Annotated in this window: 22 protein-coding genes; 2 read left to right on the top strand and 20 right to left on the bottom strand. The window is 34.2% G+C overall.

What is annotated here, in order from left to right; genetic code table 11:
• Positions 1–10: 10 nt before the first annotated feature.
• Complete coding sequence (locus L0669_RS08680) at positions 11–823, top strand: mechanosensitive ion channel family protein (RefSeq protein WP_173971023.1); 813 nt, start codon at positions 11–13, stop codon at positions 821–823.
• Between the two features lie 2 nt (positions 824–825).
• Here the strand turns inward: L0669_RS08680 and tsaB are convergent, their stop codons facing one another.
• From tsaB to L0669_RS08645, 7 genes are all read right to left on the bottom strand, one after another.
• Positions 826–1,500 carry a tRNA (adenosine(37)-N6)-threonylcarbamoyltransferase complex dimerization subunit type 1 TsaB gene (gene tsaB, locus L0669_RS08675; protein WP_263762798.1) on the bottom strand — a complete coding sequence of 225 codons (675 nt, stop codon included), beginning with the start codon at positions 1,498–1,500 and terminating at the stop codon, positions 826–828.
• Positions 1,501–1,636: 136 nt separating this feature from the next.
• Complete coding sequence (locus L0669_RS08670) at positions 1,637–2,929, bottom strand: efflux RND transporter periplasmic adaptor subunit (RefSeq protein ID WP_263762796.1); 1,293 nt, start codon at positions 2,927–2,929, stop codon at positions 1,637–1,639.
• A 6-nt stretch (positions 2,930–2,935) separates the two neighbouring features.
• Complete coding sequence (locus L0669_RS08665) at positions 2,936–4,321, bottom strand: TolC family protein (RefSeq protein ID WP_263762794.1); 1,386 nt, start codon at positions 4,319–4,321, stop codon at positions 2,936–2,938.
• Positions 4,322–4,403: 82 nt separating this feature from the next.
• Positions 4,404–5,519, bottom strand: coding sequence for an efflux RND transporter periplasmic adaptor subunit (locus L0669_RS08660; protein ID WP_173971027.1), 1,116 nt, complete (start codon positions 5,517–5,519; stop codon positions 4,404–4,406).
• A 40-nt stretch (positions 5,520–5,559) separates the two neighbouring features.
• A complete protein-coding gene (locus L0669_RS08655) occupies positions 5,560–6,828 on the bottom strand; it encodes an ABC transporter permease (RefSeq protein WP_173971028.1) in 1,269 nt (422 codons plus the stop codon).
• Between the two features lie 2 nt (positions 6,829–6,830).
• Positions 6,831–8,075 (bottom strand): ABC transporter permease, encoded by a 1,245-nt coding sequence (locus L0669_RS08650; RefSeq protein ID WP_173971029.1) that lies wholly within the window; start codon positions 8,073–8,075, stop codon positions 6,831–6,833.
• A complete protein-coding gene (locus L0669_RS08645; RefSeq protein WP_078008681.1) occupies positions 8,068–8,769 on the bottom strand; it encodes an ABC transporter ATP-binding protein in 702 nt (233 codons plus the stop codon). The genes L0669_RS08650 and L0669_RS08645 overlap by 8 nt, the downstream gene beginning before the upstream one ends.
• Positions 8,770–8,945: 176 nt before the next feature.
• Here L0669_RS08645 and L0669_RS08640 point away from each other — a divergent pair, with 176 nt between their 5' ends.
• Positions 8,946–10,352, top strand: a complete 1,407-nt coding sequence (locus tag L0669_RS08640) for a DUF4403 family protein (RefSeq protein ID WP_263762792.1) — start codon at positions 8,946–8,948, stop codon at positions 10,350–10,352.
• A 24-nt stretch (positions 10,353–10,376) separates the two neighbouring features.
• Here the strand turns inward: L0669_RS08640 and L0669_RS08635 are convergent, their stop codons facing one another.
• From L0669_RS08635 to sov, 13 genes are all read right to left on the bottom strand, one after another.
• Positions 10,377–10,553 (bottom strand): hypothetical protein, encoded by a 177-nt coding sequence (locus L0669_RS08635; protein ID WP_341849981.1) that lies wholly within the window; start codon positions 10,551–10,553, stop codon positions 10,377–10,379.
• A 76-nt stretch (positions 10,554–10,629) separates the two neighbouring features.
• Positions 10,630–11,172 (bottom strand): DUF420 domain-containing protein, encoded by a 543-nt coding sequence (locus L0669_RS08630; RefSeq protein WP_263762788.1) that lies wholly within the window; start codon positions 11,170–11,172, stop codon positions 10,630–10,632.
• Positions 11,173–11,174: 2 nt separating this feature from the next.
• The gene (locus L0669_RS08625; RefSeq protein ID WP_263762786.1) at positions 11,175–11,864 is read right to left on the bottom strand and encodes an SCO family protein; all 690 of its coding nucleotides are present in this window, start codon (positions 11,862–11,864) and stop codon (positions 11,175–11,177) included.
• A gap of 10 nt (positions 11,865–11,874) precedes the next feature.
• Complete coding sequence (locus L0669_RS08620) at positions 11,875–12,516, bottom strand: hypothetical protein (protein ID WP_263762783.1); 642 nt, start codon at positions 12,514–12,516, stop codon at positions 11,875–11,877.
• Positions 12,517–12,594: 78 nt separating this feature from the next.
• Positions 12,595–12,945: a cytochrome C oxidase subunit IV family protein gene (locus tag L0669_RS08615; RefSeq protein WP_173971035.1), complete on the bottom strand. Its 351-nt coding sequence runs from the start codon at positions 12,943–12,945 to the stop codon at positions 12,595–12,597.
• Between the two features lie 18 nt (positions 12,946–12,963).
• Positions 12,964–13,947, bottom strand: a complete 984-nt coding sequence (locus L0669_RS08610) for a cytochrome c oxidase subunit 3 (protein WP_173971036.1) — start codon at positions 13,945–13,947, stop codon at positions 12,964–12,966.
• 42 nt (positions 13,948–13,989) lie between these two features.
• Positions 13,990–14,577 carry a cytochrome c oxidase subunit 3 gene (locus tag L0669_RS08605; protein ID WP_173971047.1) on the bottom strand — a complete coding sequence of 196 codons (588 nt, stop codon included), beginning with the start codon at positions 14,575–14,577 and terminating at the stop codon, positions 13,990–13,992.
• Between the two features lie 8 nt (positions 14,578–14,585).
• Positions 14,586–15,488 carry a heme o synthase gene (gene cyoE / locus L0669_RS08600; protein WP_173971037.1) on the bottom strand — a complete coding sequence of 301 codons (903 nt, stop codon included), beginning with the start codon at positions 15,486–15,488 and terminating at the stop codon, positions 14,586–14,588.
• Positions 15,489–15,645: 157 nt separating this feature from the next.
• A complete protein-coding gene (locus L0669_RS08595; RefSeq protein WP_263762781.1) occupies positions 15,646–17,784 on the bottom strand; it encodes an energy transducer TonB in 2,139 nt (712 codons plus the stop codon).
• A complete protein-coding gene (gene deoC / locus L0669_RS08590; protein WP_263762779.1) occupies positions 17,785–18,528 on the bottom strand; it encodes a deoxyribose-phosphate aldolase in 744 nt (247 codons plus the stop codon).
• Positions 18,529–18,637: 109 nt separating this feature from the next.
• Complete coding sequence (locus L0669_RS08585) at positions 18,638–19,003, bottom strand: VanZ family protein (RefSeq protein WP_263762776.1); 366 nt, start codon at positions 19,001–19,003, stop codon at positions 18,638–18,640.
• A gap of 10 nt (positions 19,004–19,013) precedes the next feature.
• Positions 19,014–19,394: a glycine cleavage system protein GcvH gene (gene gcvH, locus L0669_RS08580; protein ID WP_263762775.1), complete on the bottom strand. Its 381-nt coding sequence runs from the start codon at positions 19,392–19,394 to the stop codon at positions 19,014–19,016.
• 87 nt (positions 19,395–19,481) lie between these two features.
• Positions 19,482–26,711: a T9SS outer membrane translocon Sov/SprA gene (gene sov, locus L0669_RS08575; protein ID WP_263762773.1), complete on the bottom strand. Its 7,230-nt coding sequence runs from the start codon at positions 26,709–26,711 to the stop codon at positions 19,482–19,484.
• Positions 26,712–26,728: the final 17 nt, after the last annotated feature.

Here is a 26,728-nt window from a genome sequence, read left to right as displayed (position 1 = left end):
TTCAAAAAATATGAACCTCAATCCAGATCAGGTTAGCAATTATGTTACTAAATATGCTGACGTATTAGTTGATTATTCTCTTAAATTAGTTTCGGCCTTTATTATTTTATTTGTTGGTATCTATGCCATCAGATTAATAAACAGGATCATTACGAAGGTAATGGTACAAAGAAATTTAGATCCTACTTTAACAAAATTTCTTTCAGACATTTTGATATGGGCACTTAGAATTTTATTATTTGTTACTTTTATTTCAAAACTGGGTATCGAGACATCCTCATTTGTTGCCATTTTAGGAGCAATGGGACTTGCTGTAGGTTTATCATTGCAGGGATCTCTTTCTAATTTTGCGGGTGGAATGTTAATTATCGTTTTCAAACCTTTTAAAGTAGGCGATACGATCGAGGCGCAGGGAGTTATTGCAACGGTTTCGGAAATTCAGATTTTTGTTACCAAAATGATTACAGGCAACAACCAGACTGTTTTTGTACCCAATGGTTCTTTGTCTAACGGAACTATCATCAATTATTCTATGCAGGGAGAACGAAAAGCTGATTTGACTTTTTCAATTTCTTATGATTCAGATATCAAAAAGGCAAAAGAAGTTCTTTTGGAAGTTTTAACCAAAAATCCTAAAGTACTTAAAAAGCCTGCTCCAGAAGTTTTCGTAAAGAATTTAACGGCTGCTTCTATCGATTTTGCAGTACGTCCGTGGGCAACCAATGCCAATTACGGATCGGTTGTTTCAGATACTTTAGAGAATTGCAAAGTAGCTTTAGATGAAGCCGGAATTTCAATTCAGCCTTATACAATTCAGAAATAAAATTATTGCTTTTTTGATGGAGGTGCCATCATAAAATCTTTTAAATAATACGGTTCAAAATAAGCGACATCTACAGTGTCGCTTTTTTGATACTTATCATAACTGATTTTACTCATTGCATCCGCTGAGGGAAATTTGATATTTTCTAAAAATACGAAATTTGCTTTCGTTAGAACCGGTTTGCATTTCTCAGCACAATCACCTACAAAATAAACCGTTTCTGTATAGGATGCAAAAGAATCTTCGGTAATGACTTCTGCTTCAATTTTTCTTTCTATCTCTAAATTGGCATTAAAAACTTCACTGTACACTTCCATTCTTCTCGCGTCCAGCATTGGAATAATTTTTCCGTCAGTAACTTTGGCCTGTGAAGCTAAAGTCTGCAAAGTATCAACCGCAATTAAAGGAAGGTTTAAAGCAAAACACAATCCTTTTGCTGCCGAAACTCCAATTCGCAAACCTGTATACGAACCTGGCCCCTGACTTACGGCAATAGCAGCCAAATCCTGAACCGAAATTCCTGCCTCGGCAATTACTTCTTCTATAAAAACATGCAGTTTTTCGGCATGAGAATAGCCTTCTTCAGCAATTTCTTTACAAATAATTGTTGCTCCATTTTTAGCAATGGATACTGAGCAATTTTTAGTAGCTGTTTCTATATTTAGGATAAAAGACAATGTGATAATTTTTTAATGTTATTATATTTCAAATCTGATACTGAGTATCAAATTCTATATCAATGTAAGCGAAATCAAGGCTTTTTTATTCTATTGATTTCGCTTAGTATGACATTACTATTTTAGAATATTTTATTTATTTTTTAGGTAAATCGGCTTTTTTAAGCTTGACTTTATCACCGGAATTCAGTTCTTTAGAAACCGTTGTATAAGGTCCCGTAATTACTACATCACCCGCTTTTAATCCTGTCATTACTTCAATATTCGTATCGTCCTGAATACCTGTTTTAATAACTCTGATTTTAGCTTTATCTCCTTCTTTGACAAAAACACATTCGAATTTTTTATCGCTTTTTGGAGCTGGTTTTTTATCATCACTTGGTTCCTCAATTTTAACCTCTTTTACAGCTGAAGTATCTGATTTTACAACAACAGCACTAATTGGCACGGCCAGAACATTATTTTTAGTTCTTGTCATAATGTCTACAGTTGCCGTCATCCCTGGTCTAAACGGAGAGTAAGTACTTGGTTGACCTTCTAACAAATCCTGATATGATTCTTTTAAAATACGAACTTTTACTTTAAAATTAGTAACCTGATCTGATGTTAGGGTTGTGCTTGCAGAGTTCGAAATACTCGTTACAGTACCTCTGAATTTCTTTTTTAAATAAGCATCAACTTCAACATTTGCTTCGTCTCCAATTTTTACTTTTACAATGTCATTTTCATTTACGTCAACTTCAACTTCCATATTGTTTAAGTTTGCAACTCTCAAAAGTTCTGTTCCCGCCATTTGCTGAGTTCCCAAAACACGCTCACCTAATTCAACATTTAAAACTGAAATGGTTCCATCTGCAGGAGCATAAATTAAAGTACGGCCTAAATTATCTCTTGCTTCTGTAACTGATGCCGAAGCACTCTGAACATTATAATAAGCATTTTGTCTTGTTGCTTTTGCAACTTCATAAGTCGAAATGGCTTTGTCCCAATCAGATTTTGAAATTACACCTTTATCATACAAAGTTTTATTACGCTCGTAATTTGCCTTTGCTTCTTTATAACTTGCCTCAGATTGTGTCAATCCGGCTTTAGTTCCTGATAAATTGGCCACAGAACGATCTAATCCGGAAGTATATAAATCAGGATTTATCTTTACCAGTAAATCTCCTTTTTTTACAACTTGTCCTTCTTTTACATTTAGCGCAATAATTTCACCGGAAACCATAGAGGAAAGTTTCACCTCTATTTCGGGCTGAATTTTACCTGTTGCAGATACTGTTTCAACAATAGTTGAAGCGGCAACTTTTGAAACCTCTACTTCTTTTCCTTCGTCTTTATTCCCTACTACTCCTGCTTTCGAAAGACCAATTAAAACTGCAATAATGATTACCGCACCACCTAGTAAGAAATAAATTGTTTTTTTTGACATAATAAATTATTTTGTGATAATTGGAACAATCGGAATTCCAAAGTAGAATTCAAGTATTTTTATTTTAAACATGTAATCGTATTTTGTTCTAATAACGTCTGACTGTGCATTGGTAAGCAATGTTTGAGCCTGTGTAAAATCGAATGAGTTCATCAAACCTACATCATACTTTTCTTTTGCATAGTTGTAAGCCTGTTGTCTTGCTTCTAAAGTTACTGTCGATGATTCGTAGGCATTTAATGCGCCTTTTGCATCTGTAAAAGCAGTGTAAACGTTACGTTGCAAATCTAAACTTTTTTGCTCTAAATCTATTTTAGATTTCTCTAAACTTACTTTATTTCGCTCAACATTATTTTTAACTGAGAAACCATTAAAAATAGGAACACTCAACTGAAAACCAAAATTATGTCCTTTGTTATCACTAAACTGATCCAAAATTGGAAGCGGACCAGCTAAAATAGGATTGTTATTAGCATCAACTCCTATAATTCTGTCACTATAACTGGCTCTTGTACTAAATTGATAAAAACCTCTAAGTGTTGGCTGATAGGCTCCTCTTGCAATAGCTACATTTTTCTCTGCAACTTCAAGATTCGTTTGTGCCAGTTTTAATTCTGTTCTTATTTCTTTGGCTTTATTATAAATATCAACCGGAGTTTGCGCCAATATATTATTCTCATCTTTTGCGTTTGTGTCGTCTATAACATCAAAATCTGCAAATTCTTTTAATTGTAAAAGTTGTGCTAAACTTAATTTAGAAATCAACAAACTGTTTTCAGCAACAATAATAGCCTGCTGATCAGTTGCCTCAGTAGCTTTTAAATCGTACAAATCGCCACGCGGAATTGTTCCTGCATTCACCATTTCCTGAGAACGCGCCAAACGTTTTTGATCGATAGATAACTGCTCTTTTTTTACTTTTAAATTTTCTTTATTAAAAAGAATTTCAAGAAATGCATTAGCCACATTCAAAGAAATATCTTCCTGCATTTTCAATAATTGATATTTTGATGCTATAATAGAAAGTTTAGCTCTTCGATATGTATTTTGATTTTGTAAACCTTTATAAATATCGACCCCGGCATTCACTGCTAATGAAGAATATTGAGTGGTTTGAGTTGTCGCAATATTGGTAACAGGGTTAACGTTAAGACCAATATTCCAGGAGTGAGAAGCGTCTCCGCTTACTGACGGAAGATAATTACCAAATGCACCCTTTTTATCAATTGCTGCATTCTTAACATCTAATTCTGATAATTTTATAGTGATATTATTATCTAATGCATAGCGCACACATTCTTCTAATGTCCATTTTTTCGATTGTGCCTGAGATGATAATCCAAACCCAAATAGCATGGCTAAAACAAGACTATTATATTTATTTATTTTCATATATTTTGAATGAAAGCGCAGTAAAACTATGCTACGCAAATTTAACATTTTTTAAAACCAAAAACTCCTTTATACTTTCAAATTACTTTTTCTCTCCTTCATTGATCAGACCCTGATTCCAGATTTTGATTTTATCAGTGCTTTTAAGCCCGCTTTTCACCTGAACGTAAATTCCGTCGCTCACTCCTAAAACCAAATCTCTTCTTTGAAATTTCTTAGCAGCTGTTTCTACTTCAACGTATGGTTTTTGTGTTTTTTTATCAAACTGAACTAATGATTCTTTTATCGCCATTACTTTTTCAGCTTTCTCTAAAATAATAGAAGCATTTGCACTTAAACCAGCTCTGATAAAAGTATCATCTCTGTTTTCTAATTTCGCTTTTATTTCAAACTGAATTGCACCATTTTCTACCACTCCTTTTGGCGCGATATCGGTTAAAGATGCTTCGAATTTTTTGTTTTCGATAGCTCCAACTGTAATTTCAATTGGCATTTTCTCTTTGATTTTACCTACTTCAGATTCATCAATTTTTCCAATAAAAATCATTCTTCCCACATCTGCAACACTTGCAATTGTAGTTCCTTCATTAAAATTATTACTTTCAATAACCTGATTTCCAACTTTCACCGGAACTGCTAAAACCATTCCGTTTACCGTTGAACGAATTAAGGTATTGGCATAATTTCCTAATGATGTTGTTGTTCCTGTTTTTACGATATCCAAGCTTTGTTTTGCTGCCAGATAATTTTGTTTTGCTTGTGTGTAAGCCAATTGAGCTGCATCAAAATCATTTGCAGAAATTACATCTTTATCAAACAAAGTTTTTTGTCTTTTATAGATTTTTTCCTGATTATCTAAAGCAATTTTAGCTGTTTGTACCTGATTTTGAGTGTTACTAACATTAGACACGTTAGCCACAACTCTAATTTTAGCGATCATATCTCCGGCTTTGATTTTTTCTCCTGCCTTAATATATACTTCTTCTATAATCCCTGATATGTTTGGTTTGATTAGAACTTCTTCATCAGGTTGAATGTTACCGGTTGCAATTGCCGTTTTTACGATTGTTTTAACCTCTGCTTTTTCAGTTTGAAATACAATTGGAGATTCTTGGTTTTTAGCATATAAATAATATAGTGCGCCAAAGAAAACTATAGCAATAAAGATTAAAATGGTTACGGTTACTCCTTTTTTCATTTTGTTTTTGGGTTTAATCGATTATATTTTGATTGATAATTTATTCTGTTCGTAAAGCATCTACAGGCTTTACATTAATTGCAGTCTGCGCCGGGATAAATCCTGCCAGCAAACCTGATCCTACTAATATTAATAAAGCAACAAATACAACTCTTAAATCTACGCTTGGGTTCGCAAACATAGTATTACTTCCTGGCGGCATCGATGCCAATGCCATATTAAGAAGCGCAATTACCCCAGTTGCTACGGCAACGCCGAACATACCTGAGATAATAGTCAAAAATATAGATTCTGATAAAATCTGACTTCTAATTGCTCCGGGCGTTGCTCCTAGGGCTCTTCGAATTCCGATTTCTTTAGTACGTTCTTTAACTACAATCAGCATAATATTCGAGATTCCGATTACTCCTGAAATAAGCACTAAAGATCCTACAAAATAAGCAATGATTTTCAAGATATCAAACAAACTTTGCACTTTACCAAATTGTTCGTATAAATCAAAATTTCCAACTGCGCGATCATCCTTTGGATGCACAGAATGAAGGGCTTTTATGACTTCTAAAATTTTTGGTTTTAATTCCGTGATAGAAACTTCATCTCTTGCTGTAAGAGCCATCCACCCTACTTTATCACCATAATTAAAAGCCTGCTGAAAAGTAGTAAAGGGAACAAATATATTCTTTTGTTCTTCCTCTGCATTTCCGCCGGTTTGTTTAGAGTTATAAACTCCCACTACCATAAAGTTGATTCCGTTTATTTTTACATAAGTTCCAACAGCTTCTTCTTCTTTTCCGTAAAGTTCGCTAATAACACCTTTTCCAATCACCGCTACCTTTCTTCTCTGCTCAATATCCTGTTGATTTACAAAACGACCTTTTATAATATCCATAGGCTGTTGCTTAATCAGTTCAGGATAATCTCCATAAACAGAAAAAGCAGATGTTTTTGTACCGCGTACCACATTATTAGTTCCGTCGTTAGAATTTCCTAATTGATTTCTTGGCGAAACGTACAACAAATCCGGAAAAGCGGCTCTTAATGATGCTACATCACTATTTCTAAAATCATAACGACGTGTTTTAGGCAAACCTTTGTATGCTTTTGATGTGGTTTGACTCCACATAAACATAGTATTTGTCGCTATTCCGTCGAAACCTTTTTTAACTCCGTTTTCAAGACCTTTTCCTGCTGCAAGTAATATTACCAAAATAAATATTCCCCAAAATACTCCAAATGCAGTTAGGACCGTTCTAAAAACGTTAGCCGTTAAGGCTTGTAAAATCTCATCCCAATTATCTTTCTTAAACATAATTATTCGTCTCTAAGTGCTACAATAGGTTTAATTTTGGCCGCTCTGTATGCAGGGAAAAATCCGGCCATTGCACCTGCAAAAACAAGCAGTGCCAATGTCGTTAACGCGACACTAAAATCTACTTCAGGATTTCTGAAATATTCACTTTGAACCATCGGACCAACCAATTCTAACAATAATAAACTTGCCAGCAATCCAACAAAACCTGCGATAGTGGTAATAAAAATAGATTCGTGAAGTATCATCGAAATAATCGAAAATGGAGAAGCCCCTAAAGCCTTTCTAATTCCAATTTCTTTCGTTCGTTCTTTGACTATAATAAGCATGATATTACTTACACCTACAACTCCGGCAATTATAGTACAAATACCTACCCACCAGAAAAACAATCGGATATAAAGATTTAAATCATAAAACTTCTTTCCTTCTTCTACAGAATTATACACCCCAACACCGCTATCATCATTAGGTGCTACTGTATTTCTGCTTTTAAGCAAATCCTTTAAATCCTGAGTAAATTTTTGAGATTGCGCCAGGGCCTGATCATAATCGTCTGTCTTTTTTAAGGTAAAAAACAAATTACTTATTTTATCTCCACCTCCAAAAGCACGTTGTACGGTTGTTTTAGGCAAATACGCTCTGGCTTCTTCTCTTTCTCCTCCCGGATCTGTAAAAACCCCTACTACTTTAAAATTGACATTATTAATTAAAATTTCTTTACCTAAAGGATCACTGTCTTTAAATAAATCTGTTTTTACCTTCATCCCAATAGCAGCTACTTTTTCATTATTAGCAAGGTCACTACTATTTATAAAACGCCCCTGGACTACAGTAACATTTTCAACACCAGAAAAATCAGGATCAACTCCTCTAAACTGATAACTTCCTGATTCTTTACCGTATGAAAAAGCACCTCCCCAGAAGTTATAACTTGCAGCTCTTAAATCTAATTTATCTTCAAATTTCTGTACAGATGCATTATAATCACCGTTTCTAAACTGAATTTGTCTTCCCGGATTCAATCCTTTGTGTGGTTTTGTAGTTGTACCTGACCAAACTACGATAATACCAACGGCATCTTGTTCGAATTGTTTCTGAATTCCGTTTTGAAGCCCCTTACCGGCACCAAGCAAAATCACTAAAATAAAAATTCCTGAAGCTACAGAAACGCCGGTAAGAAATGTTCTTAACCGGTTTTTAGAGATTGCCTCAAATATTTCCTGCCAACGTTCAATATTAAACATAAGATGACGCTCTAACTTGTTCTACTTTTTTATCGTCGATAATTAATCCATCTTTCAGGACCACATTTCTTTTGCACATTGCAGCAATATCAGGTTCGTGTGTTACGATCAGAATGGTTTTGCCTTCATCGTTAATTCCCTGAATAAGTTCCATCACTTCATAAGAAGTTTTTGTATCCAAAGCTCCTGTTGGCTCATCTGCCAGTAAAACCTTCGGATTTGAAGCTAATGCTCTTGCTATGGCAACACGTTGTTTCTGACCTCCTGAAAGTTCATTTGGTAAATGATGCGAATGCGAGCCTAAGCCTACTTTCTCTAAATATTTCATTGCAATCTCGTAACGTTCTTTTCTCTTTATACCCTGATAATATAAAGGCATGGCAACATTATCAAGTGCTGTTTTATAATTTATTAAATTGAAAGATTGAAACACAAACCCCAGAAATTTATTTCGATATCTTGAAGCAATCGTTTCGTTTAGATTTTTAATTGGCGTTTTATCTAAAATATAACTACCTGAATCTGCTTCATCAAGAATTCCTAATATATTTAATAGTGTCGATTTTCCCGATCCGGACGATCCCATAATCGCAACTAACTCGCCTTCTTCGATATTAAAATTAATCCCTTTTAACACATGCAATTCTGAACTTCCCATTTTATAGGACTTGTGTAAATCTTTGATTTCGATCATGGTATTGTTAAATTTTAAAACAATAATAACATTTTTTATAAGTAATTTATGGTAAGAAAACGTTAATAATTCCGTTTAGTTATTACAATAAGACTCAATTATCTATCTATTGTTACACTTTTTTAAGATAATATAATTGTTTTCTTAATTTTGCATCACTTAAAAGAATCTTAACGATGAAGTTTTTTTCAATTATCTCAATGTTTACGGTACTTACCGCTATAACCAGTTGTTCTACAACTCAAAAACTTGAAACTCTAAAACCAGAACCGGATGACGCCAGCCCTTTAGTTTACGATGCAAATCCGTCGTTTATCAACTTACCCATCACGGTAAAACTTAGCGACATTCAAAATCAAACCAATTCTTTGTTGAATGGCTTAATTTATGAAGATAATAATATTGATGATGATGACATCGAAATGAAGATCTGGAAACAGGCTCCGATAAAAATTCAGAATGATCCAGCCAATCCGGACAAAAAAATAAAAACAATCCTGCCTCTAAAAGCAACTATTAAGTACCGAATAGGAACAAAAAAACTTGGGGTAGAGCTATACGACGTTAGAGAGTTTAACCTAAACGGAGTAATCACTCTATCGAGCGAAGTGGCTTTGACGAATTGGAAATTAAATACAAAAACCGAATTCAAATCTTTAGACTGGAATGAAAGCCCAACAATGATGGTATTTGGAAAAAGTATGCCGATTACGTATTTAGTAAATCCTGCAATTTCTATTTTCAAATCTAAAATTGAAAAGAAAATCGACGAAGCGATTGAAAAATCAATGGATTTTAAACCGAATGTTTTAACAGCATTAGAAAAAATATGTACGCCATTTCAGATGAGTGATACTTATGAAAGCTGGTTAAGAATTGTTCCTGTTGAAATTTATTCTACGAATGCTAAACTTAAAAATGATTTGTTTTTATTAGACATGGGAATGAAATGCAATATGGAAACTATTGTGGGAAAACAACCTGAATCTAAATTTAGCGCCAGTAAAATTGTATTGAAACCGGTAACAAAAATCCCTAATCAGATCTCGGCGAATATTGCGGCAATTTCAACTTATATTGATGCTTCAAAGATTATGACCAAAAATTTTGCAGGACAGGAATTTGGTTCCGGCGGCAAAAAGATAACAGTAAAAAATGTTTCGATCTGGCACAAAAACGGCAAAATGGTTATTGCCCTGGATGTTTTAGGATCAATAAACGGAACGCTTTACTTAAACGGAATACCACAATATAATCCTCAGACAAAAGAAATTTATTTTGAAAAACTTGATTATGTTTTAGATACAAAAAGCAAGCTAATGAGAACTGCAAGCTGGCTGGGTCAAGGTTATATCTTAAGAAAGATGGAAGAAAGCTGTCGCTACTCTATTCAGACCAATTTAGAAGAAGGCAAAAAAACAATGGCCAACTATCTTAAAAACTATTCGCCAATGCCGGGTGTTTTCGTAAACGGAAAAATGGAAGACATTCAGTTTGATAAAATCCAGCTGACCAATCAGGCGATTATCGCTTTTATAAAGATTAACGGAACTGTAAATGTTTCGGTAGACGGATTAAAATAAGAACAAAAAAAAAGCAGAATATAATTATTCTGCTTTTTTTGATTTCGATTTGTACATTCTATAAACAAGAATCCCAATTACCACCACTAACAAATAAGGAATCACCATCAAATAAACAATTCCGTTATTTACAGCTTCAGCTTTCTTAGTATTCGAATCTCCTGCAAGTGCCGCGCGACACATCGCACATTGGGCATTCATTGAAATTCCAATAAAGAAAAATAAAATTCCAAAAATTACCTTTTGGATTTTGGAATTTGAACTTTGGATTTTATTTTTAACTTGCATAATAAGGAGAAATCATTAAGTAAACCACTACGCCTGTAACTGCAACGTACAGCCAAAGTGGAAATGTTATTTTAGCTATTTTTCTGTGCCTGTCAAAACGCTTTGCAAGAGCTCTTACATATGTTATTAATACCAATGGTATAATAGCAATAGACAGCAATATATGTGTTACTAAAATAAAGAAATAGATATATCGTATTGCACCTTCTCCTCCAAATTTAGTAGAATCAGCAGTCATATGATACGCTACATACATTACCAGGAACGCTACTGATAATGCAATGGCAAAAGTCATTAAACGTTCGTGAAGTTTTTGTTTTCCGTTTTTAATAGCAATTACAGCCCAAACTAAAACAATAGCCGTAATACCATTTGTTGTTGCATAAATTGGAGGCAAAAACGAAAGCGGCTCTACATTAACACCAAAATCTTTCAATTTAACTCCAAATAAAATGGCTACTACTACCGGGATAATAATTGAAACTGCAACAATAAGTTTGCTATACTTTTTTTCTAATGAATGATCTTCCATTTTTATTCTGCTAATAATATTTTAATATCTTCCTGAATGTCTCTAACTCCTTTTTTATCCAGTCCGTCGTAATAAATGTTCGGATTACCAAATTCATCTTTTCTGCAACGAATATTTCCATCTTTATCAATCAATGCAAATAAACCTGAATGTTCGAAACCACCGCTTACTTTTTCATTTTCTCCGGCATAAAGATTAAAACCTTTATTCGATAAATCCATGATAGTAGCTTTATCACCCGTTAGAAAATTCCAGTTAGAAGATTTTACACCTAATAATTTTGCGTGCTCTTTTAGAACTTGTGGCGTATCATGATTAGGATCTATCGTAATCGAAACGATTCCGAAGTTAGGATTTCCAAAAAAAGTTTTCTCGATCTCTAACATGCTTAAATTCATCTTTGGACAAATTGACGGACAAGTGGTAAAGAAAAACTCCAAAACGTATACTTTGCCTTTATAGGTTTCGTTAGACACTTTAACATTATCCTGATTTGTTAATTCAAATTTAGGTGCTGGTCCAATTTTTATCAATTTTGCATCAGATTTAGAATCTTTCGATCCTACATTATCCAAACGATTGCCTTTTACAACTTCGCCATTTGTTACTCTGTCAACAATTTTAGGCACAGCATAAATCCCGAAAATTAAAATAATAAACGAAATTCCGATATATGATTTATTTTTAAACATGATATAAAGATTAAAGTTCTTTTGTTGCGTTGTGGTTCTTTTTTAGAGCAGCACGATATTCGTATAGAATAATTTTGAAATCGTCAAGCATTTCGTTGCTCAACTCAGAAGGATGAAAAGTATTATATCCTTCTTTATATTCGTCTTTATCTTTTCGACCTCTTAAATTTCGCTCTTTATCTACGATATAAACATTTGAAGTACCAAAGTTTTGATCTAATTTTCCTTTTAGATGTAATTGATCGTAATAAGCTTTAATATCATCAGGAGAAGCAAAAACAAAATGCCAGCCCGAAACATCTGTAAAAGCGCCCAGCGATTCTACAATTTTCTCTGCATCTTTTTCTGTACCTAACGGACAAACCACTACAAACTGCAGATCTTTGAAACCATTGTAACGCTGATAAATTTTTTCGTTTAGATTAAAAAAGTTTCCTCTGTTTTTTAAAATCTCAGTTCCTGAAAAACCAAGAATTGTAATTTTATTATTTAAGGTTACTTTTTCTCCTTTAAGGGATTTCCAATCACCAAAGTCGGCAATTTTAGGAGTTATTGTTGGAAGTTTAGTAAAGCTATTTACACCAGAAGCAAAAAACAGATAGGCTACAATTGGCAAAACAAAAAGTACAAAGAGAACTATATTTTTTTTCATTTTATTACCGGAAGTTATTGAGGTACAAAAATAAAAAAATCCCGATGTTATCGGGACTCTTTTCGAATTAATATCATGTTAAAAATTCCATTTAATAGTAGAATCTTTAAAAACCCCATAAATATAATGTCCTTCTGTAAGCAGAATAAACAATAAATATAAAACTAGGAAAATAACCGGTGAAACAACTGACCATCTAAGGCTGCTTTTTTCACCTTCCATGTGCATAAATGCCCATACTATATAATATGCTTTGAAAATTGTCAGGATATAAAATATCCAGTTTAACAAATTCAAACCTAAAAAATGAGTAAACTCTAATGATCCTGGTTTAATAATACCAAGTATAACTTCTACTGTAGTTACTGCTGATAGTAATCCAAAAACAAACCAGATTCTTTTTGTATTTGATACGTGTTCGTGTGACATAATAATTAAAATCTAAAATTAAACTAAGTAGAAAACTGTAAATACAAATACCCAAACTAAATCGACAAAGTGCCAGTATAAACCAACTTTCTCTACCATTTCGTAGCTTCTTCTTTTCTCGTAAGTACCTAACAATACATTAAAGAAAATAATGATGTTAATGATAATTCCAGAAATTACGTGGAAACCGTGGAATCCTGTAATAAAGAAAAAGAAATCAGCAAACAATTTACTTCCGTATTCGTTTCTTGTTAAGTTCGCTCCTTCTACAACATATTTTGCAGTAGCTAAACGCTCTTCAGATTCTGCTCTTGACAAAACAGTTTTTTTCTTTTTCTCAGTAAGATGCTCTGTTCTTATTAATAAATCAGGGTGTGCTTTAAAACCAGCCTGAATTTCAGCTACTGAATATGTTGGTACTGTTTCAGCACTTTCCATAAACCAAGTAGTCTTGCTTCTTGTTAATGCTTCTCTTTGTTCCGGTAATTTTACAGCAAACTCTTCAAGAGCAACTCTTTTACCATCTTTATCTACGAACTGCAATAAGCTTCCACCTACTGTCTCAATTGCTCCGTACTCACCTTTAATGAAGTTTTTCCATTCCCAAGCTTGAGAACCAACGAAAATAATACCTCCAATAATAGTTAAGAACATATAGATCGCAACTTTTGTTTTTTTCAATTGATGACCTGCATCAACAGCTAAAACCATTGTTACAGATGAGAAAATCAAAATAAAAGTCATTAAGGCTACATAATACATTGGAGCCGAAACACCGTGCATAAATGGGAAGTGAGTAAACACTTCGTCAGCCAAAGGCCATGTTTCGATAAATTTAAATCTAGAAAAACCATAAGCTGCTAGAAATCCAGAGAATGTCAAGGCATCCGATACGATAAAAAACCACATCATCATTTTACCATAACTTGCTCCTAATGGCTGGATCTCATGCCCGCCTCCCCAAGTTTTTTCGTTGTTTGCAGTAGTAACTGTCGCTTCCATAAAAGATATTCGTTAAAAAGTTCCCAAATTTACGTTTTTTTCTTATTTAAAGAAATATAAAAATAAAAATAAATATACCCATAATAAATCCAAAAAGTGCCAATACATCGCACCTAGTTCTATACCAAGAGTTTGAGTCGAATTGTATTTTTGTTTAAAATGATTATAAATTATAATTAAAAGTGAAATTAAACCTCCAGCCAAGTGTAATAAGTGTGTAACGGTAACTACGTAAAGAAAAGTTGTAGTAATTGAGCTACCTTCTCCTGTAAAATAATAACCACTTTTTACGATTTGTCCAAAACCTACAAACTGTAAAACCACAAATAAAACGCCTAATGCCAGTGTGCCTAAAAGTAATGCTGTAGTTGCGCTTCTGTTGTCTTTTTGAATGGCTTTTTTTGCCAAGTAAAAAGTCAAGCTACAACCAATAATTACCGCTGTACTATAATAAAATGCCGTTGGCAATTCAAAATTCTTCAACCAGTCGGCTCTGGATTTACTTACCACAAATGCACTTGTAAGTCCGGCAAACATCATTGTCATGCTTACCATTGCAAATAACAAAATCAGTTTTGCTGATTTCGCTTTTCTTAATTGCTCTTCACCTTTTGTCATTGTCATTGTCATTTCCATAACTATCTTAAAAATTTATCTACTATAAATACTATTTGCAGTAACGAAATATACGAAACGCTTACCAGCATTAATGTTCTTGCCGCTTTTGCAGTTCGTAACTGATACAAACGTACTGCGTAAAACAACATCCATAAACCTAATAAAAACACTAATATTGCTGCAATTGGCGTAATAAATAATTGTCCTGTAAACCCTAAAGACGGCAGCAATGATGCTATAATAAGCCAAACTGTATATAAAATAATCTGCAAAGCAGTCTTTCTGTCTTTTCTACCGGTTGGCAGCATAAATATTCCGGCCTTTTCATAATCTTCATACAAAAACCAGCCAATTGCCCAAAAATGAGGAAACTGCCAGAAAAACTGAATTAGAAAAAGTGTTCCTGCCTCGATACCAAATTCTCCTGTTGCTGCAACCCAACCTAACATAAAAGGAATTGCACCCGGAAAAGCACCAACAAAAACCGATAACGAAGTTACTGTTTTTAAAGGCGTATAAACGCTTGTGTATAAAAATATTGAAATCGCAGCAAACATTGCCGACTTAGCATTGATGGTATACAACAATGAAATACCAATAATGGTAAGCAAACTTGCCACAAACAAGGCCATTTTTGGCGACATGCGTCCTGAAGGAACCGGACGATTTTTAGTTCGATCCATTAACGAATCGATATCTTTTTCGATTACCTGATTAAAAGCATTAGAAGCTCCAACCATGCAATACCCTCCAATCATCAAAACCAACAAAACACTCCATTTAAAAGGGTGCTCATCATTAACACCTAGCAAATATCCTGCAATCGAAGAAAACAATACACTGATCGCTAAACCAGCCTTGGTAATTTCTTTGAAATCGTTAAATATTGATTTTATTGAAAATGTATTTTTAGTAGCGTTCAATACGGAATTATTTTGTCTGTTTTTTTTGAGTGGTGCAAATGTACAAATTAGATTGTAGAATACTGACCTATAAAATTAGATTTTTTTCAATAAAACCTTTACAAAATAAGGACTTGCAAATCTTTAACACAATTATTTCGAAAAATCTTATTAAAAACTAGTAATCAAAATACCAATTAAAGATATCAGAACGCAATCCGATAGTAAACCAGGTTGTACTTTGCTTAAAAGTAGTTGCAGTTTCCTGAGTTGGATCAAAATTTCTATATAAAAAGCTTCCGAAAAATTTCAGATTCGTCATTGGGTTTACCACATAACCTCCCTGAATGTCTGCAATAAAAACATTTGTTTTATTTCCCTGCCCTACTTTTACGCCTTTATCATACGGCCTGTCTACGTCGTAACTTTTATAAATATTTCCTCCGTAATTATAACTGTCTTCTGCTGTATCAAAATCTAAACCTCGTTTACCAATCGTAAATTTAGCATCAGCATAATAACGCCCTTTATGATAACGGCCAATTGCAACAAATTCTTCAAAATTACCACCCCATTGATGTCCGATACTTTGATTGTTATGTCCGTAATTGGTAATTACAGCACTGTGCGAATACACGTAAGGACGTACATGATTGTACTCCAATTGCAACAATAAATCTTTTACTTTAAAAGCATTGAAGTATTTTGCTCCTAACTGATATCCGAATTTATTTTTCCAGCTATTTTCTCCAGCTCCCATATCTGATACTGAAAATTCATCTAATAGAAACTGCGCATAAAAGTTAACATTGTTGTTCCATTTGTATTTTCCGGACATTCCCAAAAGTGCATTTCCACTTCTTGAAGATGATGAAAACTCAACCGAACGATAAAAAATAATCGGGTTCACGAAATTAATATCAAAACCTCTATTGTTCGTATCTGTCCAGACTACAGATTCAAAAAATCCTAAATTCAGTTTATTCGACACATTCCAGCTCAAATAATGATTGGCCATGAATTTTGTGGCATAGGTTTTCTCTAATGTAACATCGGGACGAACATCCTTTAGCCACATATAAGTATTAGTATATTTTATTTTCCAGAAATTAGTATTGATTTTAAAATAAGGATAAGGACTTGCACCGTCGCTTTCAAACAATGAACGGTATCCGTCTCCAATAAAATTTCTTCCATATCCTAACTGAAAATCAAAAAACTTACTTGGAGCGAATGTAATATTGGCTTCCGCCAAAGGAAAATCGTAGGCATCGGTTTTAAATCGTTTTGCAATTCCCATTCCCGGAATAATTGCCGGATTTCCTCCTGAAGGTTTTAAGGTTTCAGCATAATCATTATAATATCCTGCAAATCGTCCCTGACTTTCAAAAACTGTTGTGGTAAAATTAAGGTTCTTACCCAAACCTCCTCTAAAATTTAAAGCACGTGTATTTACATACGTATACGAAGCATTAAGATCTGAGGCTTTACCCAATTGCAAATCAAGAATAGGATTTAAGGCCAGCCAATAATCTTCGCCCTGAATCTGAACCAGATTTTCGTTCCAGAATTTTCTACCCAACCAGGTTGAAACATTTTTCTGCAATGATTCGTTTACTGCTTTTAAATTGTAATATTTAGAAACCTCAGCATATGTGTAAGGTTTAGAAGCGGTGTGATTATTACTTCCCACCTGATTCATTGCGCCATCAAATTGCGCATAATAACTATGTGAGAATGGTATATTCAAATGACTTTCGAACTCTGGATTATTGTATTTTTTGTATACAATACTATCCAGTTCTGTCATTGGTTTTTCTACTGGTTTTAAAATTTGGGCTGCCGCCAAAGCTTCTGCCGCAATTTGATCTGCACTTTTTAATGGCACATCTATTGAAATGGTATATTTTGAATAGGTTGGTTTCCCGTTGTAGGTTGAAGGTTGTATTTTAGGAAATTTTCTAAAAACACGTTTTGCTTCTTCTGATAATGCATCATTTCCAGCATTTACATAAATTACTTTAAACTCTCCTTTTTCATCTACTTCAAAAAGCACTTTTACTTCGCCTTTATAATTGGATTGTTTTAAGTTTTCAGGAACTTGAAAATTTTGAAAAACAAAATCCTGAACTTCTTTATAAAAACAATTCTCTAATTTTTTTGATTGTAAATTTTCGCAACCTGAAAAAACAGGAAATTGCTCTGATGTAAAACCTTGTTTAACCGAAGAATTATTGTCTTGTGAAAAAGCCGGCAAGGCAGATAATGTTAAAATAAAAATTAGAAGAATCTTATTCACGTAAATGTAGGTTTTCATTTAATATTGATTTGTGGTATTTTCTCCGTTTGCAATTGCTTTTGCAGCCGAAGTTCCGATGCGTTTCACTCCTAAACGAATCATTTCTATCGCGTCATCATAAGATCGAACTCCTCCGGCAGCTTTTACCGGCAAGGGCGATGCATTTTCTAACATCATTATAATAGTGGGAACAGTTGCTCCGTTTGGCAAATCATTTTCAGTTTTATAAAAACCGGTTGATGATTTCACAAAAACCGAAGTATAATCATCTTCTTTAAAATGGGACATTACCACATTTTTGATCAATGCCGAAAGCTGAATAATTTCTTTATCAGTTAAAGCCGCAACCTCAATAATCCATTTTACTGTTTTATTGTTTGCTAAACCAATTTGTGTTCCTATTAAGATTTCCTGTTTTACTAAATCAATTTCACCGTTTTTAAAAGCTTCATAATTACAAACAAAATCCAGATCGTCTGCACCATCTTCGATGGCTTTATTTGCTTCTTTAATTTTGGCTTCAAGATTTTCTTTTCCTTCCGGGAAATCGATTACCGTACCCACTAATAATGTTGAATTGGCTTTTACAATCATTTCCTTAGCCAAAACTACATGCTCGGGACGGATCATTATCAATTTAAAACCTTCAACAATCGCTTCCTGAATTGCATTCTTAACCACGATAGTATTTTCTGCTTCCGAAAGTCCGGCTTGCGAGGCAGTTTTTAAGTAGGTCGAGTCTAAATATTGCTTAACATTCATGATGATATAGAATTGCGACAAAAATACATTTAAAATTCAGAAAAAAACACACTTTTTAAAGCTTGATTTTTTGGCAACAAAAAACCCACCGAAGTGGGTAATTATATTCTTATATTTTATCGATTTGCTTTTTAAAAGCTATTGCAGTAAATACTCCAAATAAAGCTCCAAGTGCATTGGCTAAAACATCGGTTACGTCAGACGCTCTTGTGACTGTAAAAATACTTTGCAGGATTTCGATTGTAATTCCAAAAAAAACAGAAAATATAAACGAAATCAGATAGGCTTTATAATCATCAGGAGCTTTCCCTTTAAGTTCTTTTTTGAAGAACAAAATCCATGAAATTGTAAATCCAAAATGAAAACAAAAATGTACAATTTTATCTATACTCGGGAAATTTACGGCAGGAATATTACTTGAATCTGTTAAACAAAAATAAGTAATAATACCCGAGCATATTATTGCCCAGAGCAACAGGAATTGTTTAGGCACCTATAAGTTGTTTATAAGCTTCGTCAGATAATAATGAATCTATTTCTGATACGTCAGCAATTTTTATTTTAATCATCCATCCAGCTCCGTAAGGATCAGAATTAACTGTTTCCGGTGCGCTTTCTAAACTATCATTAAAAGCAATAATTTCTCCTGTTAAAGGTAAAAATAAATCAGATACTGTTTTTACAGCTTCAACTGTTCCAAAAACCTCATCTTTATCAAGTGTCTGATCTAAAGTTTCTACTTCAACATACACGATATCTCCTAACTCTTTTTGTGCAAAATGAGTAATTCCTACAGTTGCAACATCTCCTTCGATGCTAACCCATTCGTGATCTTTTGTGTACTTTAAATTTGCTGGTATGCTCATAATACTATGTTTGAAAATTGATAATTTAATAATTAAGCCACAAATGTAATAATCTTCTAATGAAATCCTGTTTAGAAACTAAAAAAATTAATTTCCGAAATTATATCGAAGTGTAAACCCTGATCTAATGTTCGTTAGAGGAAATGATGTCGAAATTACAGCTTTCGAGAACGAATGATCGTAATAGAATATAGCAGTAAGGTTTTTACTAAACGAATAATCTGCAGTAAGTTTTAACGCCCATATATTCTGTCCTGCCGCTAATTGATTGTTATCGTAATCTAAATAACGTACCAGTGTTTCATTTTTTCTAAGAGAAAAATCAGCTTTAATATTGATATCACTTTTAATAATTCCGGTTGGACTATCCGCCAGTCTTGATGAGAAAATAACATCTTTAAAACGATATCCCATACCAATTATATATTCCATTCCTTTTACTTCTGTCAACAAATTATTATCAAAACTCATTGATAATGCTCTGTCTTTTTTAATTTCAGTAAGTATTCTTAAAGAACTTTTCAGCTCAAAATCTACCCGGATAAGCGGACTAAACTGCTCTACCAAATTGACATTTGACATAATGGTTTTATTAAAGAAATTGGTATTCACATCTTGCCCGCCCGGTTTTTCGGTAAAATCAAAATTAGACCTAAACTGATTGATCGTATACGATGCACGGTAGTTGTGCTGTAATGAAAAACGCTTGAACTTATCTTTAAAATATTTATAACGCATTAAACCATTATACTTTATACTCCAGTTTGGAATAGGGAAATTTTTAAATATACTGGTTGAACTATTTGAAGCATCAGCACCTGTATAAGCTGCCAAAAATGCCGGTAGTAAAACGGCCTGATTGCTCTTTGTATATCCTATCGGGTACCCAAGGTTGGCCATATATACCTTATAATTTGCATCTGTTTCTGCCGGAACAGGATTGTTTACATCTCCATATCTTGGAATGGCTGCCCCGGAACCATAACGATCTTCTGCCAAACGGTTCGCTATAACTAAACGGTTATCTCTAAAATCATCAAATGCTGAAGATTCACTTGCACTACTTGGCGAGAATGCTGTTTTAATTAATACAGTCGAAATCGAGAACATACCATAAGTATAAGGCGATAATGGTGTGTAATTACCATCAATAACACTATACTGTTCAGAGGTGTTTTCAGAATAAGCACGATCCATAGCCAAATCTATTTTAAGATCCGGCAGTAAATCAATATTTGCTGTAACTTTTAATATCTTATTAGTAACCTGCGTAAAACTTTGGTTGAAATCCTGATAATCGGTTAGCCATCCTCTTTTTGCAGCTTCATAACGTACATCATCCTGGCTTCCAAAAATAAATCCTAAAGTCGGTCTTGAAGTCCCGAAGAAACCTACACCTGGCGTATAACCCGGTAAAACCGTTCCGCTATTTTTAGTGTAGTTAATCTGAACATTTTTAATACTTGTCAAAATACCAATCATACCATCATAAAACGGACTGCTGCTTGTTACAGGTTTTGCTGTATTTACAATTTTCTCTCCCGGTTTTGGCGCCGCCGTTGGCTTAGGTTTTGCAGCCGATTTTGATCCCGGTGTTAAACCTAAATATTTGTACAGCGTATTCATGCTTAATGTTGTAGTAAGCGTATTTGAATTCGCATTTTGAATGGTATTTCCTAAGTTGTAAGTAGAGAATGATCCGTCAGGATTTTGTTCCTCATATTCAGAAAACGCAGTCGAAGAACGCTGCCAGTTGTAATCTGCGGTATAAGAATACGATGCTTTTACAAAACCAAAAACCGGAATTTTATTAATTGGAATTTCATAATTCAAGACTAATTGTTGTAAGTGCTGATTTGGAGTTCCTATATCCAGATAATCATCCCAAATATTAAAATCTTCTTTTGGAGTATTATCATCATTTAAAAAGTTTCTAACAATATTATTTGACGCCGCTGTATAATTTACTTTTAATGATTTAGTTAAATTATAACCAAAACCATATTGATAATTGAATGCAAAGTTTCTTCTGTACAACGGATCAAGTCCAATTCCCTGTACTTCGACTTCTCTATATTGCTGACGGTTACTTTGTCTTAAAATATTGGTATTAAAAGTAATATTAGAAGGCAGGTAATTAAAATTAAAATCACTTAGCAATTTCCAATATTCACTTTTTTTCATGAATTTAGTTTGCTTGAATGGCACGACTTCTTTAGGCTGAAAAGTATAAGCATAATTTACAGCAGTATTCGATTGCTCATCAAGATAACTTTCTACTTCATAATCATGACGTTCTACCTGATTGTATGATTGCGAAAATGTAAAATTCTCAACATCATAAACGTGTGGTTTTTGTTCCGGCGCTCTGTCTTTTCTTACTCCAATAAAGTTAATGCTTCTTCGTTTTGTGTAATCAATCGCACGGGTTCTGATATTCTCCCTTTGTGCAGCATCAGTAGTTTCTCTTAGCAACTGATCCAGCTTTATGTCCTGATTAAACGGATCGTATTCTGGCGTGATTACTTCTTCTCCGATAGCATAATTAAAAGGCAGGTTTATTCCCCATTTTGGAGGTAATAATTTACCCAGGTTAATATTAGTAACAATATTATACTGCTGGATATCTTCACGATCTCTTTCGTTTGCACCTTGTTCTAAAGATCCAAAACCAATTGTACTCTTTTTACCTGTAGCAGAAACTGTTGCAAAATCGGCCATATTGGTATCAATATTTAATATTGCCGCCATACCGCCTTTATTCTCTAAATCCGCCAAACGAAGTTCATTAAACCAAACTTCTCCTTTTAAACCTTTATGATCTGTTCTACTTTTTACACCCACCATTAAATTTCGGACTAAACCAAAATTAGGATTTCCTTTTATACCTAATATCAGCTTACCATCTCCATCTCCGCCCGCAACATCCGGGTCATTATCCGGATAATAAACACCATTAATATCTCTCTTTGATGAATTGATATCAATAGACATGGCTTTAATTTTCATTCTGGTCAAGAGCTCAAGAGCTAAATCAATATTATTATCTTCTAACCAAACCGCACTCGGATCCGGATTTACCAAACAGCCTCCTCCGGTTTTCGTTACTTTCAAAGGAATCTCGACCTGATAATAGTTTTGGGTAAAATCATTTCCAAAACGAATAAAACCAATCATTTCGTCATCTTCCAAAGTATTTTCGTCCGGTAAAGATTCAGCATGTAAAAACATTTTTAATTTTTTATACTGACGCATGTCAACACTTACATTTTTAAAAACTGCTCTTGAATCCTGATACTGTAAACCTGATCCAGCAACACGCAATGCTAATGCCTGTTCGTTTTGATTGATAATTGTATTATTATTATATAATTGCTCTCTTTGAACTCCCGGAGGAACAACATAATTTACAGGACATTTTGTACTGTTTTCCTGAATATTAACTGCCGAAACATTAAACTCGGTACCATCATTAGTTGGGTCAGGATCATTCGCATCCAAAGATCCTGTATATCTTCTCCACTCTCCTCTTACTAAATCTAAGGCTCCAAAACGAACTGTCATCTGACTGCTAAAACCAGTCATAAACATACGCATGAATCGAATAGATCTGAAATCTGAGATATTTCCGATTGTTTTTTGAGGCTGAGCAACCGGAATTTTAAACTGAATCCATCTTGCTGATGTTGTTGATCCGTTTGGTAAATCAACAGGTCCAATATCTCCCGGCTCACGAATATCTGTAACATAATTTTGCCCCACCTGCATTCCCGGCTTGATATCAATACTATACTCATAATACGCATTGATCGTACTCATGGTATTGTCACGATTAATATCCTCAACATCCGGTAAAGTTGTCGATCCTCTATTTGGATCATCTATGCTTACTGCCGAGTTACCTTCGGTTCCGTTGTAATTTTTATAACGTTCCAAAACTCCTCCCTGAGTATTTAAATAATAGGTATAATCGTCAGCGGCCGGATCGGCTTCTCCTGCATAATTAGTATAAACCTCGCCCTCTCTTGAACTTGGTAAACCATCTAAACCAATATCCTGATTTCTACGATTTTCAGCATTGGTATCAAACGCATAAATTAACGATTGTGATGCCGGAACATCTCCCCAAAGTGGTCGCGGATTTACCATTATCTGGCCTGGTCCTAAACCATTCTCATATTGTTTTCTTCCGTCTTTTAATACGTCTTCAGAAATTTCACCTAAGTTAAAATAAATTTTACCTGAATTACCCGCTGGTGCTTCTGAATTTCCTACATAAGGATCTAAAACCCAAAACTGAATATATTCAACATTTCCCTGCTCAAAATTGGTCGAATTCAGCGCACGCATAATACCTCCAAAGTTTCCACTTGCAGGACTTGTAGCAAAAGACGGATTATTATTATAAGGTCCTCTGTCTGATGGATAATAAGTTAAATCAAGCGTATTGATAACCTGAATTTGTCCCTGAGCAATATCTGTATTTGGATACAATTCTTTGCTATAGATTCGTCTTGTTGTATTTAATGATAAATCGTCATTTGAAATTCCGGATGGTTTTGAGGAATAAAAAATAGGATCAATGGTGTACCAAGATAATTTTGCTCTTTTATACCCATATCTCAAGTCATCAAAATTAGCATTGAAAGTTGGATCTCCTGCTGCAGTAATAAATGGCGTAGAAGCCAAACTCCACGCATAAGCAGAACGCATATCGATTGTAGATTGCGAACCTTCGAAATCATCTACGTATATTGTTGCCTCGCCTTCAAAATCACTTGCTTTTGGTGCATCAGGTCTTAAAAAAGCGACCTCTCCTCGTATCGAAAGATTCGAAGGAACATCGGTATCAATATTTGGTAATTTATTTACTAATCGGGTTAAAAAAGGAACTTCTGTTGAATAATTTCCATTAAATCCAAATATGGTATTGTTTACCGATTCCTGACCATAACTCGATTTTTGAGTAAATGGTTTTTCTGTCATTTTTAAAAAGGTTCCTCCAATAACAAAATTATCAGAAATTTTATGCTCCACATTAAAACCCATAAATCTTCGGGTTTGTTGTCCGAAAATTGAATTGTTCTCTAATGAAACTTCAATTGGTGTATTTGAAGCCTGAAGCGATGGATCTAATATCTGAACACGGCCTAATTGATAATCGACACTGTAATCGATACCCTCTACCAATCTTCTTCCGGCTGCCATTACTACAACAGAACCCTGAGGAACGTTAAAGGCTCCAATTGGAATACCATTACTTCCTGATGATTTGTACTTTCCTCTTAAAAGGAATTTATTTTTATCACTGTCCTGCAAAGCTCCGGACTGTGTATTTTTATACATGTTTCTAAACACGTATTTTTGCTGATTGACGTTGTATGTGTCAGGATTATTATAATTTTCAGCAGATCCTGTATTTTGTAATTTTTTAAAGATAAGCTCTCCAAATGGCTCTTTGGTAGTAAAAATAATTCGTCCGTTTTGCACGTCTACGGTTACACCCGGTATATAATCAAAGAAGCCGTCTCCTCCTGTTTGCGGATCATTATTATAGTTTAATCGGTCTAAGTTAAATACATTTAATAATGGCGTTTGATCGACTTTATTATCCGCTGTCGGGTTACTTGGGAAAGCACTTCCCTGAACTGGTGTTATATAATTTATTGGTGAAGGATCTGTGTAAAGAATGTTTAACCTAAAATCATCTTGCTTGATTTGGTAAGCCTGAGGAATTTGATAAACGTTCTTCATCATCAAATTCCAAACTGGATTTTGAACGTTTGTTAAATTACTTTTCAGCATTTTTAAAACCAAACTTTGTGTGATAATCGCCTGATTTGCATTGTTGTTTCCTGTTACTACAGTTCCGTCAACTCCATCACTACCAAATTCTCCAACCTGATATACCTTACCTCCTATTGTATATTCAAACGCTACGGCAAGAATCTCATCATTTGCAAGACGCTGTTGTAACGAGATGTATCCTAATTGTGCATTAAAGGTAAATTCGTTTGCTGTTAATTTTCTGGCGTTTTCAAGTACAGAATAATCTGTGGCTTCGCTTGTATTTGGATTATTAAATCCTGATTTAGCGGTTACAATTTCTCTAATATTAGAATTTAAAAATGCTCCTGGCTGCCCAATTGTACCCGGATCATATTTGTTGTTTTTATTGTCTGTTGGTGAATCTATAGGGTTGTTAAAAAAGCCCGTTGTAGGAGTTACTACCACAATCTCGTTATCAGGAATACCCGTCATTTGCCCTTCACCTAAATCCTGAAGTGCTATAATATTTCTTAAGTTGTTATTGTTGGTGCTAACTCTGTTTTGTTTATTGGTCACCCAGACTTCTATTCTTGTAATCTGAACACGGCTATCAATAAATGGATATTTAACTAATGAGGCGTCGTATTTGTTTCTAAAATATTGCGATAAGAAAAAGTGTCTGTCATTATCGTAATCTAAAGCATATAAATCAAAGTTTTGTACTGTTCCGCCACCTTCTGCAACTATACTCTTGGTTTGTGACTTCTGTTCTGAGAAAACTCCGGTTATGGTAGTCTTACCAAATTGCAACTGAGTCTTGACCCCAAACAAACTTTGGGCACCTCGAATCAGCGTACTATTTAATGGCATACTAACGTTACCTACCTCTACTTTCTGAATAATATCATCTTCATCAGGAGTATACGCCAACTTAAAAAGGTTCTGAAAAGCAAATGTAGACTGAGTGTCATAATTGGCATTTACCTCTAATCTGGTTCCTACTTTCCCCATTAAACTCATGCTGATCCTCTGATCAAAATCAAAAGTAAGACTTGATCTGTTTCTTGGAGAAAAAGAAGGATTATCTTGTTTGGTATATCGAATCCCTAAGTCCATTTCTACTGATCCCGTGGGCTTTACATCGATTGTATTGCTACCAAAGACGCTTTCAAAAAGACTGGAATTAATATAATATCGGGGTAATAAATCTTTTTTGGCAGCTTCGCTTCCGGCTTTTTTGCCATCAATTGCATCTGCTTTTTTTCTGAAGTAATCTCTCCTGGATTCTTTAAGAACTAAGTCTTCGTATTCTTTAGGAGTTAATATAATAGGGTAATTAATAGAAAAGCCATCAACTGAGTTGGTATAAATATAACGATCTGTAATAGGATCATATTTATAGGCAGAAATTACGCTTGGCGGATCTTGCAGTTCTAGTTTCCCAACAGAGAATTGGGTTTTCGTTGTATCTTTAACCGCTGGATTTACTTGCGCACGCAAAACATTACCGCAAGACAAAAACAGTAAAAAAATACAAATTTTACGCATACAATTCGTTTATATAA

The organism is Flavobacterium bizetiae, from assembly GCF_024271895.1.
GTDB lineage: Bacteria > Bacteroidota > Bacteroidia > Flavobacteriales > Flavobacteriaceae > Flavobacterium > Flavobacterium bizetiae.
The sequence above is the reverse complement of the archived record's forward strand: the minus strand, read 5'-3'. Positions and strand labels throughout refer to the sequence as shown.

Excerpts from the sequence above, each read along its gene's own strand:
- L0669_RS08680 (WP_173971023.1), top strand. The coding sequence starts at position 11 with ATGAACCTCAATCCAGATCAGGTTAGCAATTATGTTACTAAATATGCT.
- L0669_RS08670 (WP_263762796.1), bottom strand. The coding sequence starts at position 2,929 with ATGTCAAAAAAAACAATTTATTTCTTACTAGGTGGTGCGGTAATCATT.
- L0669_RS08665 (WP_263762794.1), bottom strand. The coding sequence starts at position 4,321 with ATGAAAATAAATAAATATAATAGTCTTGTTTTAGCCATGCTATTTGGG.
- L0669_RS08660 (WP_173971027.1), bottom strand. The coding sequence starts at position 5,519 with ATGAAAAAAGGAGTAACCGTAACCATTTTAATCTTTATTGCTATAGTT.
- L0669_RS08655 (WP_173971028.1), bottom strand. The coding sequence starts at position 6,828 with ATGTTTAAGAAAGATAATTGGGATGAGATTTTACAAGCCTTAACGGCT.
- L0669_RS08650 (WP_173971029.1), bottom strand. The coding sequence starts at position 8,075 with ATGTTTAATATTGAACGTTGGCAGGAAATATTTGAGGCAATCTCTAAA.
- L0669_RS08645 (WP_078008681.1), bottom strand. The coding sequence starts at position 8,769 with ATGATCGAAATCAAAGATTTACACAAGTCCTATAAAATGGGAAGTTCA.
- L0669_RS08640 (WP_263762792.1), top strand. The coding sequence starts at position 8,946 with ATGAAGTTTTTTTCAATTATCTCAATGTTTACGGTACTTACCGCTATA.
- L0669_RS08635 (WP_341849981.1), bottom strand. The coding sequence starts at position 10,553 with ATGAATGCCCAATGTGCGATGTGTCGCGCGGCACTTGCAGGAGATTCG.
- L0669_RS08630 (WP_263762788.1), bottom strand. The coding sequence starts at position 11,172 with ATGGAAGATCATTCATTAGAAAAAAAGTATAGCAAACTTATTGTTGCA.
- L0669_RS08625 (WP_263762786.1), bottom strand. The coding sequence starts at position 11,864 with ATGTTTAAAAATAAATCATATATCGGAATTTCGTTTATTATTTTAATT.
- L0669_RS08620 (WP_263762783.1), bottom strand. The coding sequence starts at position 12,516 with ATGAAAAAAAATATAGTTCTCTTTGTACTTTTTGTTTTGCCAATTGTA.
- L0669_RS08615 (WP_173971035.1), bottom strand. The coding sequence starts at position 12,945 with ATGTCACACGAACACGTATCAAATACAAAAAGAATCTGGTTTGTTTTT.
- L0669_RS08610 (WP_173971036.1), bottom strand. The coding sequence starts at position 13,947 with ATGGAAGCGACAGTTACTACTGCAAACAACGAAAAAACTTGGGGAGGC.
- L0669_RS08605 (WP_173971047.1), bottom strand. The coding sequence starts at position 14,577 with ATGACAATGACAATGACAAAAGGTGAAGAGCAATTAAGAAAAGCGAAA.
- L0669_RS08595 (WP_263762781.1), bottom strand. The coding sequence starts at position 17,784 with ATGAAAACCTACATTTACGTGAATAAGATTCTTCTAATTTTTATTTTA.
- deoC (WP_263762779.1), bottom strand. The coding sequence starts at position 18,528 with ATGAATGTTAAGCAATATTTAGACTCGACCTACTTAAAAACTGCCTCG.
- gcvH (WP_263762775.1), bottom strand. The coding sequence starts at position 19,394 with ATGAGCATACCAGCAAATTTAAAGTACACAAAAGATCACGAATGGGTT.
- sov (WP_263762773.1), bottom strand. The coding sequence starts at position 26,711 with ATGCGTAAAATTTGTATTTTTTTACTGTTTTTGTCTTGCGGTAATGTT.